Origin of the sequence: Niastella sp. OAS944 (assembly GCA_024809215.1) — a bacterium.
In the GTDB taxonomy this organism is placed as follows: Bacteria; Bacteroidota; Bacteroidia; order Chitinophagales; family Chitinophagaceae; genus Niastella.
The window spans coordinates 432900-451459 of sequence record JANUBW010000005.1 but is presented as its reverse complement, the minus strand read 5'-3'; the positions used below and the strand labels follow the sequence as shown (position 1 = coordinate 451459).

At 43.6% G+C, this 18560-nt stretch carries 14 protein-coding genes; 4 read left to right on the top strand and 10 right to left on the bottom strand.

The genetic code is table 11. The annotated features are described in order from the left end of the window. The first annotated feature begins 57 nt into the window (after positions 1 to 57). Complete coding sequence (locus GGD38_RS22530; protein ID WP_375301462.1) at positions 58 to 513, top strand: YhcH/YjgK/YiaL family protein; 456 nt, start codon at positions 58 to 60, stop codon at positions 511 to 513. Between the two features lie 91 nt (positions 514 to 604). On the opposite strand, the gene GGD38_RS22525 is transcribed toward GGD38_RS22530, so the two are convergent. From GGD38_RS22525 to GGD38_RS22495, 7 genes are all read right to left on the bottom strand, one after another. Continuing rightward, positions 605 to 1918: a vanadium-dependent haloperoxidase gene (locus GGD38_RS22525; RefSeq protein ID WP_375301461.1), complete on the bottom strand. Its 1314-nt coding sequence runs from the start codon at positions 1916 to 1918 to the stop codon at positions 605 to 607. After that, the gene (locus GGD38_RS22520; protein ID WP_375301460.1) at positions 1915 to 5262 is read right to left on the bottom strand and encodes a VCBS repeat-containing protein; all 3348 of its coding nucleotides are present in this window, start codon (positions 5260 to 5262) and stop codon (positions 1915 to 1917) included. Before GGD38_RS22520 ends, GGD38_RS22525 begins: the two co-directional genes overlap by 4 nt. A gap of 155 nt (positions 5263 to 5417) precedes the next feature. Beyond that, positions 5418 to 7298 (bottom strand): RagB/SusD family nutrient uptake outer membrane protein, encoded by a 1881-nt coding sequence (locus GGD38_RS22515; RefSeq protein ID WP_375301459.1) that lies wholly within the window; start codon positions 7296 to 7298, stop codon positions 5418 to 5420. 20 nt (positions 7299 to 7318) lie between these two features. Beyond that, positions 7319 to 10852: a TonB-dependent receptor gene (locus GGD38_RS22510; RefSeq protein ID WP_375301458.1), complete on the bottom strand. Its 3534-nt coding sequence runs from the start codon at positions 10850 to 10852 to the stop codon at positions 7319 to 7321. A gap of 225 nt (positions 10853 to 11077) precedes the next feature. Next, positions 11078 to 12139, bottom strand: coding sequence for a FecR family protein (locus tag GGD38_RS22505; protein ID WP_375301457.1), 1062 nt, complete (start codon positions 12137 to 12139; stop codon positions 11078 to 11080). Positions 12140 to 12216: 77 nt separating this feature from the next. Beyond that, on the bottom strand, positions 12217 to 13092 hold the full coding sequence (locus GGD38_RS22500) for a hypothetical protein (protein WP_375301456.1): 876 nt from the start codon (positions 13090 to 13092) through the stop codon (positions 12217 to 12219). A 33-nt stretch (positions 13093 to 13125) separates the two neighbouring features. Further along, a complete protein-coding gene (locus GGD38_RS22495; protein ID WP_375301455.1) occupies positions 13126 to 13701 on the bottom strand; it encodes a sigma-70 family RNA polymerase sigma factor in 576 nt (191 codons plus the stop codon). A 268-nt stretch (positions 13702 to 13969) separates the two neighbouring features. On the opposite strand from GGD38_RS22495, the gene GGD38_RS22490 reads away from it, so the two are divergent. The 3 genes from GGD38_RS22490 (at position 13970) to GGD38_RS22480 (ending at position 16557) form a co-directional block, all read left to right on the top strand. Beyond that, positions 13970 to 14572, top strand: coding sequence for a DinB family protein (locus tag GGD38_RS22490; RefSeq protein ID WP_375301454.1), 603 nt, complete (start codon positions 13970 to 13972; stop codon positions 14570 to 14572). A 532-nt stretch (positions 14573 to 15104) separates the two neighbouring features. Beyond that, a complete protein-coding gene (locus GGD38_RS22485) occupies positions 15105 to 15482 on the top strand; it encodes a VOC family protein (RefSeq protein WP_375301453.1) in 378 nt (125 codons plus the stop codon). A 580-nt stretch (positions 15483 to 16062) separates the two neighbouring features. After that, the gene (locus GGD38_RS22480) at positions 16063 to 16557 is read left to right on the top strand and encodes a hypothetical protein (protein ID WP_375301452.1); all 495 of its coding nucleotides are present in this window, start codon (positions 16063 to 16065) and stop codon (positions 16555 to 16557) included. Between the two features lie 192 nt (positions 16558 to 16749). On the opposite strand, the gene GGD38_RS22475 is transcribed toward GGD38_RS22480, so the two are convergent. The 3 genes from GGD38_RS22475 to GGD38_RS22465 form a co-directional block, all read right to left on the bottom strand. Continuing rightward, entirely contained in the window at positions 16750 to 17322 is a 573-nt protein-coding gene (locus GGD38_RS22475; protein ID WP_375301451.1) for a hypothetical protein, read from the bottom strand. Between the two features lie 141 nt (positions 17323 to 17463). Further along, complete coding sequence (locus GGD38_RS22470; RefSeq protein ID WP_375301450.1) at positions 17464 to 17838, bottom strand: hypothetical protein; 375 nt, start codon at positions 17836 to 17838, stop codon at positions 17464 to 17466. Positions 17839 to 18173: 335 nt separating this feature from the next. Next, positions 18174 to 18557, bottom strand: a complete 384-nt coding sequence (locus GGD38_RS22465; RefSeq protein WP_375301449.1) for a hypothetical protein — start codon at positions 18555 to 18557, stop codon at positions 18174 to 18176. Positions 18558 to 18560 lie beyond the last annotated feature (3 nt).

Below are 18560 nucleotides of genomic sequence, written 5' to 3'. Positions count from 1 at the left end.
TGCCAGGTTGCATGTTTTTAAGTACCTTTCGCCTCTAATAAAACATAATTATACCCGATGATCATCGATCTGCTGTCTAACGCACAATTGTATTACAACCAGGGCCCATTGTTTAAAAAAGCATTTGAGTACCTGGCCAACACCGATTTTTCGAAAGTTGAAAAGGGAAAATATGAACTCGACGGCACCAATTTGTTTGCCATTGTAAATGAATACGACACCATTGCTACTGATAACGAGCAAATGGAATCGCATAAGAAATATATCGATATTCAATACATTGTTTCCGGCGCAGAGCGTATTGGCCACGATTTGCTTACCACGCAAAAACCTTCAAAAGCATACGATGATGAGAAGGATTTTATGCTGTGGGGCGAAAAGCCTTCTTTTTTCTCGGTTATAAAAGCCGGCATGTTTGCGGTTTTCTTCCCGCACGATCTGCATATGCCGAATATTATGATAGATAATGCTGCTCCTGTAAAGAAAGTGGTTATTAAGGTGGCAGTTGGATAGATAGAAATTGTTTCAGGTTACAGGTTTCAGGCACCAAGGAGATCGCAATTGGTTTTCCCTGTAACTTGTAACCTGCAACCTGTAACATTGACTATTGTCTGTTTGTCAGTTTCTGGATCACATATTTGCCCACTTTATTGCCAGCAATCAACCCGTTCTCAATAGCATCCATAAAGTGGATGCCACCGTAAAAACGACTGATGGCTGCTTCCTGTGCAGCCTGGTTGAAAGAGGAAAAATGCCTTGGCGCCAGGCCATATGATACTTCCACACTATCGGTGTACGCAAAGTTTTCGCCAAAGAAATGGGTGAGAATGGTGGCCGAACAGGCTGATATAACCGAATGCCCGCTCAGGTATTCGGGAAAAGGCGGTGTTTGTAATACCGGTGTCCAATGCGGATCAATGTATTTTCTAATGGCAGTTTCCGGACGAATACGGTTACTGCGGAATTTTTCATCCCAGCAGCAGATAAATGCATCCATTAATCCAATGGCTACATTTGTATAGATCTGCATGGCATCTTCAAAATTTTTACCGGCTTTTGAACAGGCGATACCGGTAATGCCCAGCCAATGGGCGCCTGGTGATATCTTTTTACTACTCATTATCAAATGACCATCGTCTTGGATGGCAAAAGGATTGCAATCCCAGAATGCTGCAATAACGCGATGCTCCATTGGCATCTCTTTGCCTTCCTCATAATTCTGTAAAAGTAATTTATAAAAAGCCGTTTTTCTTCCGGTTGAAAAGATAGTAGGCGGCGGTGCTTTAAATTGTGTGCACGAATCAAGCGCCAACGTTCTAACAGTACTGAAGTATGGTTCTACCGCCGGTAAAAAACCGGGCGGGGTAGGGTACCAGCAACCTTCTTTGGCTACCGGCGTATAACGGATATAATTACTTATCTTATTATAACGGTCGGCCTTTGCATAGGCCAGTATTTTTTTACTTACCGCTTTTGCATAACGCAGGGAATTATTTATAGTCTCTTCGTTAAAGCCCGATCTTTTACAGGAATCAATAAAATGCTTTTCAAACGCTGCCAGCAGTTTTTCCGAAGGCTGCATTTTTTGCGCAGTTTGTAACATGGCCAGCACAGCGCTTAATTGAACGTTGTATGATGGTATTGAATCCGGACGCTTACAGTGGGGGTATTCATTAAGAGCTTCATGCATGCTTTTATATGTGGCATTATTTTGAGCGACTACTTCATAACCGGCCAAACAGGCATATGAAAAAAATCGCGCTGCCAGTGGCGGATTTGTTATGTCATGGATCATTACCTCAGTCATTTGTTCAATCACCTGGCCAATGATCACGGACGTAAAAACTGGCTCTTTATGAATACGGTCTTTACAACCTGCAAGTGAAATCATAAGGAATGTATATAACAATCGTTTCATTGTGCCTTATATGCTTTTATTGGCTGTTGATTGATACCAAATAACAACAGCCCGTTAATGGGTAATACAGTTCTTACATCGCCCTTTACATAAAATCCCGATCGTTGCTGACTTAGGTAGTTAAACCCGCCTTTGCCATCATTTTGCAATAACATACCATAACCTGCATCATACTTGCCCGGGCGTAGTTTTGCTTTATTCATATTTCCGCACAATAAAAGATCTTCATGGCCATCCTTGTTATAATCGAGCGGTGTAATGGTATATACCGGCATGTATTGCGTTTGAATGGGTAATGCTTTTAACTGGTATTTGCCAGGCCCGCTTTCGAAGTAAGCAGTTTGCAGATAGTTTGCCTGCAAATGGCCGGCGCCTTTCAATTCTTCTTCAGTAAAAACGTTGTTCAACGTAGCATCGGCATAACCTTTATAATCAATAAAGCGCGTACGCATCATGCTAACCTGGTCAAGCAATTCATCGCGGGTACAATACGGGTAAGATCTGCCCTGGATGTAAAAACAAAATACAGGATCAATGGCCCCATTGTCGTCAAAATCTTTGTAAAACAGTTCGGCAGGTTCTTTATCGCTTGCCCGGCATTGGGTGTTCAGTCCCAGGTTGCCAATAATAAGATCGGGTTTACCATCTTTATTAAAATCACCGGTGGCAATCTTATTCCACCAGCCCCGGTAGTTTGAATTAAAATAATTTGTCGTTTGCTCTTGTAGTTTATCATTCACATTAACGTATACCGATACGGGCATCCATTCGCCCACAACTACCAGGTCTTTCCTGTTGTCGTTATTCAGATCTATCCAGGCTGCATCGGTGATCATGCCGGCTTTTTGCAATGCAGGGGCAATACTATTTATTTGATCGGTAAAATGCCCCTTGCCATCATTTATGAGTATATAACTCACCGGTGTTTCAGGATAACGGCCTGGTATAAGCCGGCCACCAACAAACAGATCGGGGTGCCCATCGTTATTGATATCATTTACCCGTACACAACTTTTACTAACCCGCATAGGGGGCAGTGCGTTGTTGCTTTTTCTGAAATTACCTTTTCCGTCGTTTAAATAAAGCCTGTCCTGCAGCAAAGGGTCATCGGGCGTGTAATTATGATAACCGCCGCTGGCCACATATATATCATTAAAGCCATCGCCATTTACATCAACTATTACTGCATCTGTATCCTCACTAAACGCGTCAGACTCAAAATCCGGCTCCTGCTTTTGTAAAAAACCACCATTTTTTTGTTGCAGGTATAACCTGGCTGGCTGGCCACTGCCGCCACCGGCATAAATGTCTTCTAACGCATCGCCATTTACATCACCTTTTACCAGGCAGGGCCCGCTAAACGATAAAGGATTAACCAGCAATGGTTGTCGTTTAAAATCATTTATGGCGCTGGCAGGCGATGTATAATCGATGGGTGATCGCGTTTCGGCAAACAGGGAAGGGGCGAACTGCAAACCTTTATATTTATCCGTAGCCGCTTTTTCTTCAACCACCAGTAACTGATCGGCTTTTACATTATGTAAGATCTGCTCTTTGTTGTTTAACCATATTATACGAATGGAATCGATGGTTGTTTGCTGGCCCAGGCCAAAATGCAGCAGAGAAGATACCGTTGACAGGTATCCTCGTGATGGCATCTGTTCTGCATATTGTTGGCCGGCGCTGGTATAACAAATAACTTTTGCGCCAATACCCTGGGTATTGCCGGTAAGTCCCTGCAATTTTATTTGCAAATAATGCGAGCCTGTTTGTTGCCGGTTCTCATTGCGGTAAATAAAAGCAGGTTCATTAATGTTATTGATCACCAGGTCAAGGTCGCCATCGTTATCAAGATCGGCATATGCGGCGCCGTTACTGTTCGATGCCTTTGTAAAGCCCCATTTTGTTGATACATTGGTGAACGTACAATTTTTGTTATTCGCAAACAGGTAATTGATCACGTTGCTTGATGGTATTTTATGTACAAGCTCCAACACATCTTCCCGTTTCAACCGCCCCTTGCTTTGCACATAGTCGTTCATATACTTGATGAAATCGAGATTGGTATAATCGCGCAAATAGCCATTGGTCACCATCAGGTCCTTCCAGCCATCGTTATCATAATCGGCTAACAATGGCGCCCAGCTCCAGTCGGTGTTCGATACGCCGGCTGCCTGACCGATCTCACTAAATAACACCTCTCCCTGGACCCCTCCAAAGGAGGGGGGAATAGAGGCCTGTTGGGGGCCCACATTCAACTGCAGCATATTTCTCATATACTGGTAATAAAAACCGGTACGAATATTCAGATTGAACTTTTCATAATTATCGGGCGCAAACAATAGCTTTTGGCGATGGTTGTCTTCGGGCAGCATATCGAGGGTGTAAATATCGGGCAGTGCATCGTTATTTATATCGGCAATGTCGTTACCCATAGAGAACTGGCTGTTGTGGCCCAAACTTGTTTGCAGCCGGTCGGTAAAGGTTCCATTATGATTGTTTATGTACAAATAATCCGGTACCGCATAATCGTTTGAAATGTATATGTCCTGCCAGCCATCGCTGTTAAGATCGGCAATGCCGGCGCCAAGTCCATACGTTAGGGCAGAACTGCTGATGCCCGCTTTGCGGGTTATATCGGTAAAGTTGTTTTTGTCGTTTTGTAATAAACGAACACCTACAGCTTTGTCTTCTTTCTGTAAAATGGCTGCCGTACTGGCTTCATCGAGCACCGGTAATGAGTTGGGATTGTGGTTTAGCATAAATGCATCCAGGTCGCCATCGCGGTCCATATCGAAGAAGTAAGCCTGGGTGGTGTACCCGGTATCGGCCAACCCAAATTGTTGCGCCTGCTCACTGAAATGCGGATAGCCTTTTGCATCATTGCCTGTATTGATGAACAGCTCATTCTTTCTTTTTTCTCCACTTAATTTTCCCGAATAACAAAGGTAAATATCAAGCAGGCCATCGCCATTCACATCGGCCATGGTTACACCGGTTTTCCATGGACCGGTCCTGCCGGTTACACCAGCGGCCGTCGTTATCTCTTCAAAATGCATGGCCCCGTTGTTCAGGTATAGTTTATTGCCGGCCATGTTGGCTGTGAAATAAATATCAGTCAGTCCATCCCCGTTCACATCTCCGGTAGCCACGCCACTGCCATTATAGAAATACTCATACATCAGCACATTTGTGTTTAAGCCTTCTGTGAGCGTATTGGTGAATGATACGTGGGTGCTGTCGGCCGGTAGTAGAGTAAACAAGGGGCGAGCGACCGATTCAATTTGTTTATTGTTGGTACATGAAATGAATATGAAACAAATGATAATAATAGGTCGATTCATTATCAATAGTTACTTTTTGTTTAAAACAAACCGAAATTGAAATTTATAGGTATGAATTTGTGGATTTCGAGATTTAGGGATTTCGAGATTTCTTTTAATGCAGCCTCAAGACAAATCTCAAAATCCCTAAATCTCAAAATCAGAAATTTCTTCAATCAATCATATCCCGGATTCTGCACCAGCTTTAAATTAGTTTTCATCTCATCACTGGGTATGGGCCTGAAGTACATTTTATCGTCCCACTTACGGTTCTCCTGCGAATTAACTTCCAGTGGCGTGTAGGTGTAATTGTATCTTGTCTCGTCATGTCTGTAGGGCGATGGTGCCGTGGCGCCTGGTTTCAATTTACCTACCACATCAATATATACCAGCTTACGGCCAAAAGTAGCAGGGGCGTTCATCCAGCGGCGGCAATCGTGGTATCGCTGGTCTTCATAGGCCAGTTCAACTCTGCGTTCGTTCCTGTATCGTTCTTTCAATGCTGCGCCGTTTTCGGCAATGGCAGGCATGCCGGCTCTAAAGCGGATCCTGTTCAGCCAAAGCGTTGCTTCTGCTTCTTCGCCCAGCTCAATACAGGCTTCTATATAATTCATCACTGCTTCGGTATAGCGAAAGAAAGGCCAGGGAATGGTTTGCCGGGTTGTATTGTCAACAATGTCGGGATCGGGATCAATGAATTTACGCATGTAATAACCCGTCCAGCTGCCGTTCCAGTTTTCGATGGAACTTGAGCGGGTATCGAGCCCCGGTAGGAATGTGCCGCCAGCCTGTTCGTACTTACCTGTTTGTATCTGGTTGGCCGGGTCCACATTACCCGAGATCTTGTCGCGGGGTTTCCAATCGGCCCCATCATATAAGATGCTGGCATAAAACCGGGGATCACGGTCTGCATAAGGATTGGCCTTATGTTTAGCACTGTCCCAGCTGAATTTTTTGCCGTCCATCATTTCATAATCATCAACCAGTTGTTGAACGGGCGTATTACCGGCCCAGTTATGATAGCCATTGGGTCCGTTTGTCAATCCTACATACATGCCGGCATATTCATCTTTGTTGGTTGTAAAGTAACGGCCGAAGAGTATTTCACTTGCCGCTACTTTATCTACGTCACCGCTTTTGCTGCCGCCGCCCATTGCCAGCGACACGTAATTCTTTTTGCCGTCGGCTGTTGAAACAGGGGCCGTAAGGTTCAGTTTGTATCCTTTGGTAGCGGCAGCATCCATCAACGCTTTTGCGGCGTTTTTGGCGGCTGTCCACCTGGCTGTGCGGTCACCGCTTACATAACCCAGTAATTCCGGTTTTGAAAAGCCACTGATCACGGCCGATCTTGACTTAGCCGTTGGTATGTCGTGCAGATCGCTTGCTGCATATAACAACATGCGCGACTTTAACGCCATGGCCCCCAGGTCGCTGGCCCTGCCAGACTGCATTGTTTTTCCTTTTAGTAGCTGGATGGCGGTGTCGCAATCTTTAATAATAAAGTTTACGCATTCCTCCCAGGTATTTCGGGTTACGCTGTAATCTTCACCAAGACCATAAGTTCTATCGATAATTGGTACACCGCCGTAATACCTTACCAGTTGATGAAAAAAGAAAGCACGCATAAAATGCGATTCTCCTTTCAGCCGGTCGTTAAGCGTTTTGTCCTCAAATGTGGCTGTGCGCAAATTCTCAATAGCCAGGTTGGTTTGCCGCACCTTGGCATACATGTCGTTATTGCTGCCATCTTTTCCCCAGCGGTAGTTCACATTTACCCAGCCAATATTCGATGGGTTGAGCGTGCCTTCATTTATGATGTTGATCCCCCGGCTGGGATGCGTAAAAACGGCTTCATCCGATAGGGAGGCCAGCATTTGTTCATCAAAACCACCTTGTCCCAAACCGGCATAAATACCGGTGATAAAAGCCTCTGCCAGTGCACCATCTTTCCAGGTATCTGTCGATAAAACTTTATCCAGCGGTTTTGTATTTAGAAATTCACGTTTGCAGGCGCCTGCAGTGGCTAATAAGAGCACACAAAACAGCATCTTTTTCATCTATAGTATTTTTAATATTATTAGAATGATACTCTTGCCCCTACATTCAGTATTCTTGATTGCGGGTAGTACTGGCCGTTGCCACTGGTTGATTCTGGGTCCCAGATCTTCATTTTATCAAACGTGATGAGGTTAATACCATTGGCATACAACCGAAGATTGGTAATGCCTGCTTTCTGGCCGAGCTTCGATGGCAGGTTATACCCGAACTCGATATTCTTTAAACGCAGGTAATTGCTTTTGCGCAGCCAGTAAGTATTTAAACCAAATGCGCCGCCGGCAAAATAGGTGTTGCCCCGGTTCACCAGGCGGGGATCAACGGTGCTGGGGTTGTCAACCGTCCAGCGATGGTCGTAGGAATATTTAAGGAAGTTGCCAATGGTGCCCGATTCGGTGCCAAAGAACAGTAAACCGCCCGAAGCTCCCTGGAACAGAATGGTACAATCAAAATTCTTGTACTGCAAATTGAAATTCACCCCACCGGTAAACCAGGGATCGCGGTTCTTTTCAAGCCGGGTGCGGTCGTCGGCATCGATCTTTCCATTACCATCGATGTCTTTTATTTTCATATCGCCCGGTAACAATTTGCCGGTAGCTGCACTATAATCGATCGTGTTCTTGTCAATATCGTTCTGATCAACGAACACGCCATCATATTCATAAGTGAGAAATGCGGCGCCATTGGTGCCAAAAGTTTTGCCCTTTGATAACTGATATGGTTTCAGGCCAGGAGTTTCGGGCAAATTGATCACCTTATTACGGGCATAGCCGCCATTCACGCTTACGCTAAAACGCAGATCGCCAAAATTATCGTTATAACCAACTGTGAATTCAAATCCTTTGTTGCTCACCTTGCCCAGGTTTTCGGGTGGTAAGGTAACACCAGCCGAAGCCGGCACCACGGCCGTGTTTTGCATCAGGATCTTGGTACGGATGTTATTGAATACATCCAGTTCAAAAGTGATGCGATTGTTGAGGGCAGAACCTTCTAACCCTGCATTTGAATTGTTTGCTACTTCCCAGGTATAACCCGGATTGGGCAGCCCGGTTTCGGTAAGCGTTTTTACAACATTGCCGCCGGCTATGTACGTGTTGAAACCATAGGTAGACAGGAACCGATATTCCTGCAGCACATCGTTAAAAATGATATTATCATTCCCCATTTGTCCCCAGGAAGCACGTATTTTCAGGTTGTCGATAAAGCTAACCGGTTTAAAGAATTTTTCTTCAGATATGCGCCAGCCAAGTAATACGCCGGGGAAGAAACCAAAGCGATCGTTTTCGGGGAAGATGTAGGAACCATCATAACGCCACAGGAACTCGAGCAGGTACTTTTCTTTAAAGTTATAATTGGCGCGTCCGAAATAGCTTAACCTTGCCCGGTTGTACGCGCTGCCATTATTATCTTTTTGCTGATCGCCACCGGCAAACAACTGGTCTATAGCCGATGAAATATAATTGCGCCGGAATGAATTGAAGTTCTGGTTACCGATGGTTTCGCGGGTAACTGCTGCCATCAGGTTAAGTGTATGCGAACCGAATGTGCGGTCATAATTTATAAAGCCCGACAGGTTGATGTTCAGTTGATCTTCGAGCGATTCTGTAAGCCGTGCATCGGTAAAGGTTGAGCGCACCGACTTGGTTAGTTTGGGCGTAACGCCATCGGGCTCATAGGTTGCCTTATCCCAGAAGTAGAGGTACCAGGGTGTTTCCCAGCGTTTGGTACGTTTGAAATATTTATCAACCGCTGCAAACCCTGCAATTTTCAACCCTTCTACAAAGGGCACCTGCACATCTATTCTGCCATTTGTTTGAAAATAATCGCGCCGGTCTTTATCATAACCGGTTTGATTGGTTGTGATCACAATAGGGTTCTGCCCATTTTCAATGTCGGGCCCCGGTAAGCCATTGGGCCACACTTCCTGTTCTGTAGGTTTACCGCGCATAAGCATGCGGAATATAGGCTGTGCGCCAACAGTAGGGAAGAACCGGTATTCTTCGCGGGCCGTTAACCCCAGGTTGGTGCTGATATATTTGTTCACTTTGGCATCGAGGTTCAGGCGCATATCATATTGTTTGTAACCGGTAGCCGAGTTTTTATAATAGCCATCCTGATTATCATAACCAAGCGAAGCCAGGTATTTTACATTATCGTTGCCGCCCGAAACCTGCACATTGTGGCTTTGCTGGGGCGACCAGTTTTTTAGCGTGGTGGCAAACCAATCGGTATTGGGATGGCCCCAGGCATCGGAACCATCGCGGTATTTATTGAAATCGGTGGGGGAGAAAGGAGCATCTACCTTTACACCATTATCGGTGCGGGTGTAGGTTCCGTTCTGTTTAAATGCGTTCGAAGCTGCCGACCATTGATCGGCTGGCAGATCAAATAGCGTGAGCTCATTTACTATTGTTGCATATTCAACGGCATCGCTCATTTCGGGTATACGCGTTGGTTGCGCCCAACCCTGGTTAAAATCATACGACAATTGCGGTTTGCCGGTTTTACCTCTTTTTGTGGTAATAAGAATAACGCCATTTGCAGCGCGCGAACCATAAATGGCGGCGGCTGCATCTTTTAATATCGACATGCTTTCAATATCGGCCGGGTTCAAGCGTTCGAGGCCACCGGCCCTGTCGGGCACACCGTCAATAACTATTAACGCACCACTGTTGTTAGGTGTATTGGAGCCACGGATGCGAATGGTAGAACCGTCGTAACCAGGTTCGCCGCTCGATTGAATGGTAGTAACGCCTGGTAAGCGGCCGGCCAGTGCGTTCGACAAATTCACCGAAGGCGACTTGGCCAGTTCGGTACCTTTTACCTGGGCAACCGCACCGGTTACCGTTACTTTCTTTTGTGTGCCGTAACCAACTACCACAATTTCACCCAGCTGCCCGGTACTGCCGGCTGCCATCGCTATTGTAATGGTTGTTTTTCCCGCAACATTCACTTCCTGTGTTTTAAAACCCACCGACGAAACAATGAGAACGGAACTACCCTCAGGAACATTGAGGGTAAAGTTGCCATTCATATCGGTATTGGTTCCGGTAGCAGTACCTTTTACCACAACACTTACACCTGGCAGTGGATTACCTTTGTCGTCGGTAACCTGACCCTTTATTTCCTGTAAGGCGGCATCATCAACCTTTACGGTCAATACATTAAGGCCGGGAGGTTCGGCCAGCGCAGATGAGCCCTGCTTGTATAAAATTATCCGGTCTTTTACCAGTTTAAATGAAATACCAAAGGGGGTAAGCAGTTCTTCCAGCACCTCGCTCAGCTTTTTTTGCATGGCTTTTATTGAAACTTTGCGGCCGGCTTCAATGGTCTTTGAACTGTAAACAAAACGTGCACCCGTTTGATTTTTTAGCAGATTGAATACATCTTTTAGCTGTCCTTTATCGACAGATACAGTAACCACTTTATCGAGAATACCCTGCGCTTCTGCAGTATTGAAATAGGCGTGGGTATTTACGACAAGGATAAGTAATAATTGCAGAAATACTACCCGTAAGGCAATAGCGGTAACTCCAATGAATCTCTTATTTTTCATAAATAGATTATTGTTAATAATGGAGAACGATCATTGAGGTAAATCGTGAAACGGCAAACGGGAAACGTGAAAGCAATAAATGCCCGATTCCCGATATTCCGGAAATTCACTAATGCTCAGCGCTCATTCAATAGTAAAGGTTGTGATAATTTATCCCGTGCGCGGGACTACGTGATGAATAGTTGTATTCTCATGCGACAATCGTTTTGGATGTTTTTTAAAATGTTATTCGCAACCTGAGCCTTTGATCAGGATCTTTGTGCCTCTTATTTCATATGTAGCCTGTACCGATTCACAAATGATCTCTAACTGATCGTACAGGTTTTGCCCTTTTATATCGCCCGTGAAAAGGCATTTCGCCAGGCTTTCATTATCGAGTACCATTTCTATATGGTAGGCCTGTTCGAGGTATCGCAAAACGCGGGCCATGGGTGTTTCATCAAACACAAAATTCAGTTCCGTTATTCTTTCCTCTGCATTCTTTTCGGCAATCACCGGCAAAGGAATGTCAACCAGCGTTGTTCTGAAGTGATGGTCTGTATCGTTATAGATCACCCGCTGGTTTGGTTTCAGTATCACCCCGCTCGATTCGTCGTTTTTTCTTTCCTGCACTGTTTCGTTTCCATATTCATACACGGCCACTTTACCGGTTTGCACCGCCACTTCTACATTACTGGTGAGTGGATTGGCTTTTACAAAAAAGCTGGTGCCCAGCACCTGGGCTACAATATTCTTGCTATATACATAAAAGGGTGACCGCGTGTTACGGGTAACTTTAAAGAACGCGTTTCCCTCCAGATATACTTCACGTTTAGGGCCGGTGAACCGATCGTTGTACCGCACAATTGCCTTAGGCTCCAATATCACCAGCGAGCCATCGGGCAGGGTTACTGTATCGTTAAAAAGCTTGTCGTTTTTAATTTGGTGCAAACCGGCCATGTTTTCCTGTTTAGGCACAGTAAGACGTTCATTACTGCTTAGGCGCCACCAGGCCATTATAATAATACCGCCGCCTATAACAGCAGCGCTAAGCCAGCGTACCCATACCGGAATGATCCTCGCGGGCCCCGATACCTGTTTGCCGGTTTCTGCAACCAGTGTATGTTGTTGAATTTTGGGCCATAGGCGCTCCAGCGAATCCTTAATCTCTTCGGCTGGAAGGGCAGGGTCCATGCCTTCTTCATCGCCCAGCAATTCATACCATTGTTCAACCAGTTTACGCTCTTCCTCAGTGCAATCATTCTCCACATACCGTTTCAGCAAATGATAAAAGGCCTTTCGATTCATGTAGTTTTGTTTGTCTCTGCGGGCAGAGTTAATAAATAGTCGGTTGAGAAAACGTATACCCTAAATGAATGCAGAAATTATCTTTTTAAGACATCAGCGGAGATCCATTTTACCTGATACTCACTGCTAAAAAAGAAATACTTACCATCGGGAGTAAGGTATGGGCAGTATTCGTAGCGTTTTGTATTAATGCCATGGTTTAACGCAACGGGTTGTTGCCATTGACCATTTACCTGGTGCGAGATATACAGATCGGCTTCCCCAAAGCCGCCGGGCCGGTTGGAGGGAAATACGAGGAATGATTCATCGGGCGCTATCAGCGGGTCGTGCTCGTCGTACGTTGTATTGATAACAGGGCCCAGGTTAACCGGTTTTTCATAGCCGGCGCCTGTTTTGCGGCTCATGAACAGATCGAGGTTGCCTTCGCGATAGGAGGAAAAGTATACGTTGCCCGGGCGGGAAACCGATACATAATATTCGGTGCTGTCGCTATTGACGCCGGTAAGGTATTCCGGGGCGCCATATCCATTGGGCTGCTTTGCCAGCCGGTAAATGTCATAATCGGCGGTAGTGTCGTTTTTGTCTTTAGGCCGGTTTGAGATAAAATAAAGTGCACTGTCGGGCGCAATAAAGGGATCGGTATTGGAGTAAAGCGTATCGAATAAGGGGCTAATGACAGGTTCCTGCCACTTATTATTTATATAAGTAGTTTCAAAGATCACATATTTGCGGTTATGCGAACGGGAGAAGTAAAAGGTTTTGCCATCGGCAGAAAACGTAGAATTAAAGTCAAGCGTATCTTTTGATACAATGCCTGGTAAAAATACCTGCGGCAGGGTATCCGGCGCCGGCTGGGGATAAGCGATGCTGGCGGGAAGGTTATTCTGTTTACAACTGGAAATATAAAATGTAATGAATAAGCAGGCAGCAACAGTTAGTCTTTTATATTTCATGGCAGGAAGGGTTTGTTAAATTGACAACCGTACTTAAAGATTAAGCAGTAACAGTTCTACAATAATAAAATCTTTCAAATGCAGCCGCATAAATTTAAGGGACTGGGTAACATGGTATTCAACGGCTTTTTCAGATAGGTTCATGTGTTGGGCGATCTCTTTGGTGGAACGCTTTTCATAACGGCTCAGGCGAAAGATCTCCTGTGTTTTTTGAGGCAATTTCTTGATGGTATTATCGATGGCAATAGACAGTTCGTGCAGAAGCAGTCTTGATTCGGAGAGGTTTTCCTGAACGGCCATTTGTTCTTTAGCCGATTGGTAGTATCGTTCGCGAATAAGTTGGGCGCGAATATAATCTATAACCTGGTAACGAACGGCCGATTGAAGATAGGAAGGCAGGTGTTGAATTTGTGCTGTTTCCCGCTTTACCCATAAGCTGATAAAGAGGTTTTGCACCAGTTCTTCGGCAATGGCTTTGGATTTTACTTTTTTAAGTGCAGCAAGAAATACCATCTCACTATAACGCACATAAATTTCCTCCAAAGCCGATCCGTCGCCTGCTTTGAGTAGTTTTAAAAGTATCGCATCGTCAAATACCTTGTAGTTCATATGGCTGGGCTTAACAAATATAAATAATTAGCACCGCAAGCGCGGTAGGAAAATTTATATATAACTGAAATTGAGCATCAACAATGTTTCGGTTATGCCAACTGGCTAATTGCCGATATGTATTAGTTAAAATAAGATAACCGTAAGGCGGACGAAATACCCTATTTCCCTGATAATACTTATTAAAAATATTCTTAATTTTATGGTCTCAAAATTATCCCGCTCTATAAAACAGTACCCCGCATTATTAACTTCAAAAAGCTTGCAAATGAAAAAACTGTTTTTAATGGCGGCAGCCATCATGACGTTGTCCTTTTTGGTTGTTGATCCTATTTCAAAGAAAGAACGGAATTATGCAGCCAAACTGCTAAAGGACACTGAAAAAGACCTAAAAGACCAACTCAAAGGGTTATCTGAAGCGCAATTAAAGTTTAAGCCGGCCCCCGACAGGTGGAGCATTGAAGAATGTGTAAAGCATATTGCTGTTAGCGAAAACATGTTCTGGGAGATGATGGACGGTGCAATTAAAGCTACGGCCAACCCCGATAAACGCAGCGAAATAAAAGTGACAGACGAGCAGTTGGTACAAAAAATTGAAGACCGTACCAATAAAGTAAAAACGTCGGAAAAATTAATGCCGGAGAATAGCAGCTTCAAAGATGCCGATGAAGCATTTGAGGCATTTAAAAAACAACGCGATAAGCTGATGGAATATATAAAGTCGACCAGCGACGACCTGCGCAATCACGTGGCCACAACGCCACTTGGTATGCTTGATAGTTATCAGCTTATATTGTTTACAGCGGCGCACTCAAACCGGCATACGCAACAGATCATTGAAGTAAAGGCCGATCCAAATTATCCCAAATGATACAGAACAGATAACGCAGTAATTATAGGTTGAAAGGTTAACGGCTGAAGGAATGATGGTTCCTTTGGCCGTTTTTGTTTGTTGAATGGAACAAAAACGTTTTGCTAAACAGGGCGTGGCTGCAATTTGATCGTTGCATGCCTGCAATGGATCGTTGTTGGTTGCAATGGTATCGTTGCTGAATGAATTATGAACGTTGTTAGCTTGCTACGAGGTTATTGTTGCTTCAAATTTCATTATCACAGGTTGAAATTTTGTCCATTTTAATTGTTATTTCACTTGTTGCAGGCTGATATATTATCATTGCATGTGGCTCAACGCTCAAATGCAACCTGCAATGATGCAATTTCACGCTGCAATGGTCCATTGTTGGTTTGCAATGGTCATTGCATGACAGACAATGACCATTGCAAGCTTGCAATGACCTAATGTAAGCTTGCAACGATATAAATTCATGGGATAATGTTGGGAAGGAATGTTTATTGCGGGAAAAACAATAATAGCAATATTAATGTATAATAATAAAAGTCATATGAATACACCAGGTTATTTTGAAATTCAGTCATCGAACCCGGCACGTGAGATCAAATTTTATGAAGAAGTATTTACATGGAAGTTCATTAAGGACGAAAACGCACCCATAGAATACTATAGAATTGAGACCAATGGCATGCATGGTGGACTTTTAAAACGTCCGGCAGCAGCCCCGCCGGCAGAATGTGGCGCCAATGCTTTTGTTAGTTCCATGCAGGTTGAAAGTTTTGATAATACGGCTGTCTTGATATTAAAAAGTGGCGGCTCAATTGCTTTGCCAAAATTTGCAGTACCAGGAAGATGCTGGCAGGGATATTTTTTAGATACTGATCATAATACATTTGGGATCTTTGAGGTTGATTTGGAGGCTAAATGAGCGAGTTAAAAAATCCAAATCATGATTGAGCTTTTAATTTTTGATGTACATAATATAAAATCCTGAGGGAAATATTTAGTATGTATTATGCTTAAGGAGCTTAATACTAAATCATTATTGACTGATATTTCACTTATAGCTTTAAGAGTGTTGGTATCGCTATTACGATTACTTATTCTCACTGAAAATTTCCGGTTAAAGGCGGTATCAAGAACGATCGTACACCATCTTGCCGTGTCGTTGTATATTTTATTCTGCAGCCGGATAACGTCTCTGTCAATAATGCTTTTTGTGATTCATCCTTTGATTCACAGTTGCACTTTTTGTATTTGGGCATGCAGCAGATAGCAAATATTAAGGGCACAATAATTAAACGCATAAGGGTTTATAGTTAGATGCAAATAAAAGGCGTATCCATAACCTAACTTAACCAAAATCAAAATATTGTAAATGCAACCCCGTTTGTTTAGTCAATTTTGAAGTTTGAAGTGTTATAAAAGAAATACCTGTCAAGTTTTGCGGACACTGTCCGCAAAATTGGAAGCACTATGATTTTTTTGCGCACCTCAACTCAAACGTTATGAAACCATTCTGTTGCCACCTGTTACTGATCGCTCTCACTAATGTCACTTTCGGTCAGACCAACTTAAAAGAAAATTGTACGTACTACGCAATTGACGACCGGGATTCCGTTTGCCTTGATGCGCATATAAATGTAGCGCCTGAAGAGGTGGACAGTTTTATTAAAACCGGTAAAAAAGATATTCTATTGATCTTTGATACCTGGGTAAACTGGGGAAACCGGTTGCTTAGTGGTAAGAACTTAAAGAATGAACAAGTTGTTGAGTATTTGAAGAAGTATAAAACAATCGTACTTTATGTCGACGACAAGCTTATTGCCAATGACAAAGAATCGCTCACTATAGGTAAAAAGAATATGCTGTACGAAGTAGATAAATTTGCAGCCGCAACACAGCCCTATTACATTATTATTAAAGGTGGAAAAGCAAAATGCAGTTCAGGTTATATGCCCAACCCAGAGAAGATACTGGCGTTTTTCAAGAGATGTGAATGACGGTTGAAGTTACCTTACTTAGGCAATGGTGTTTTTAGATTTTTAAGCAAAATTCAGGTATGCAGCTTTCATAGTTAGCCAAAACTGTAAATAGCGTAGCCTAAAATACCAATAAAAAGCCCTCCCGGTGCATCGGGAGGGCTTTGTGATGTACCCTAATGTGCACAATCTATATTTGGTTTTTCATTTCCCTTACCTTTTAGATAGCCCTGTATTGGCTTTCTCTAAAAGATGATTCACTTTAAACTTGTTGGCGTAATTGTCGTAGTGAGCCAACTCACCATCGTTACGGAACTGCGCATCCAGGTAAATATGGAACAGGTCATTTTCCGGAAATGCATTCTTCAAATTGTACACGGTCAATGGCTGTATTTCGCCTTTGCCGTAGGTGGAGAAGTAGTATTTCCGTACCCGTTGCGTTCCTTTGGGTAACGACGTATACACGTCTTTATAATAGATCCAGATAGCTCCTTTTTCCAGGAAGTTATACTGGGTGAAATTCCAGGTCCTTACAATATTGCCTTTGTTCTTATAGGCATAGATCTCATCTTTAAAAACATGGATCTTTTCTCCATTGTGTTTAACTATTAAAAATGGCTTTTTGATAAATTCATTGAACCGGATTTTGTTTTCATCCAACCCATCATTGGTGGCATAAGTAAGCCTGTTGTTCTCAAAATCATCAAGTGTAAGATAAACGCCGCTTTGTGCATTCACTGCCATTCCAATTACCATAAATGATAATGCCATATACATCGTTCTCATGATCTTATTTTTTAATAGTGATGTTACTGTTGATTATAGCCGTTCAGGACAAACCAATGGTTTGCTGCTTGTGAAGTTTTGCAAATAGTAAATGCTGGTATGTATTAATCAACCCGTAAAGGGGTAGGTACGGTGAAACTATTAGATACGGTGTACACAATGAAGGATGAACAATGGAATTTTTGCCTGTTGCGGAGGTGCATTGTTAACAGGGTACGCTTCTGTTAATGTAGATACAGCGTGAAATGAATATTCGGCGAAACCCGGCGTGAAGGATGATGGAACAAATTTAGCAATTCTTATTTTAGCATCGTTGCGTTTTTGTTCATGACCTAATCTTGATTGCTTGTGATCGTCTTTGCAATTTTCTTTCTCCTCACTCCAAAGGTCTTCGTGAGTGGTTGTGCCCAGGGCAACGGAAACCAGTTTTTCGAGGCAACAATCAAGCCGTACAGTAGCACCAAAAGTGCTTGTGAGGTATACAAGGGCTAATATGGTTACCAGGAATTTCTTCATTCGTTATCCAGCCGCAAAACTAAACATTGTTGGCTGTATCTCTAAGCGGCGCTTTAACATAGCTTTTGGTTTTATAATTTCATTAACAATATGCAATTCATTAAATTATATAAATATAATTGTGTTATGTCTGTTTGCGGGCAATTAGCGAAAAAAGCGACATAAAGGCCGTTCTCATCTGCTAAAAAATGCCCTTTTTTGCTCTTTTTCACCAACTCTTGTTACAAACCATTAAAAAGAGCATGCCTCCATTGGGAAACACGCTCTTTTTTAATAGAGAGGCAATTTGCCTCGTCAACTCGTTAACTTGTCAACTCGTTAACTAACACATCACATCACTCTTGCTTTGGCAACACTATTGATGTTGCTGTAGCTTTTTCTGCCGCAGGCTTTTGTTCGCTTGCCAGCGGTTGCGTTGGCGCAGCTGTTGCAATACGTGCTGCAACCGGCGCGCTTCCACCACCACCTTGTTTAAACTGCATGCCGGCAGCCGTTCCCTTCCTTATCTGGGTTACTAGTCCTTCTTTTGTGTTAAGCTTTTTATTAAGCAAAGGTGCAGGCGCAACTCTTTCATTGCTGAACAGCAAGCCGGGCGCCGTTCCATTCTTTAGCTGGGTTATTAGCCGTTCGCCGGTGTTCTCTGTTTGTGCGTTTACTATACTGCTGATGCCAATGGCAATTACCAGCAGGGTGTATGAGCGTATGATAGTTGTTTTCATTGT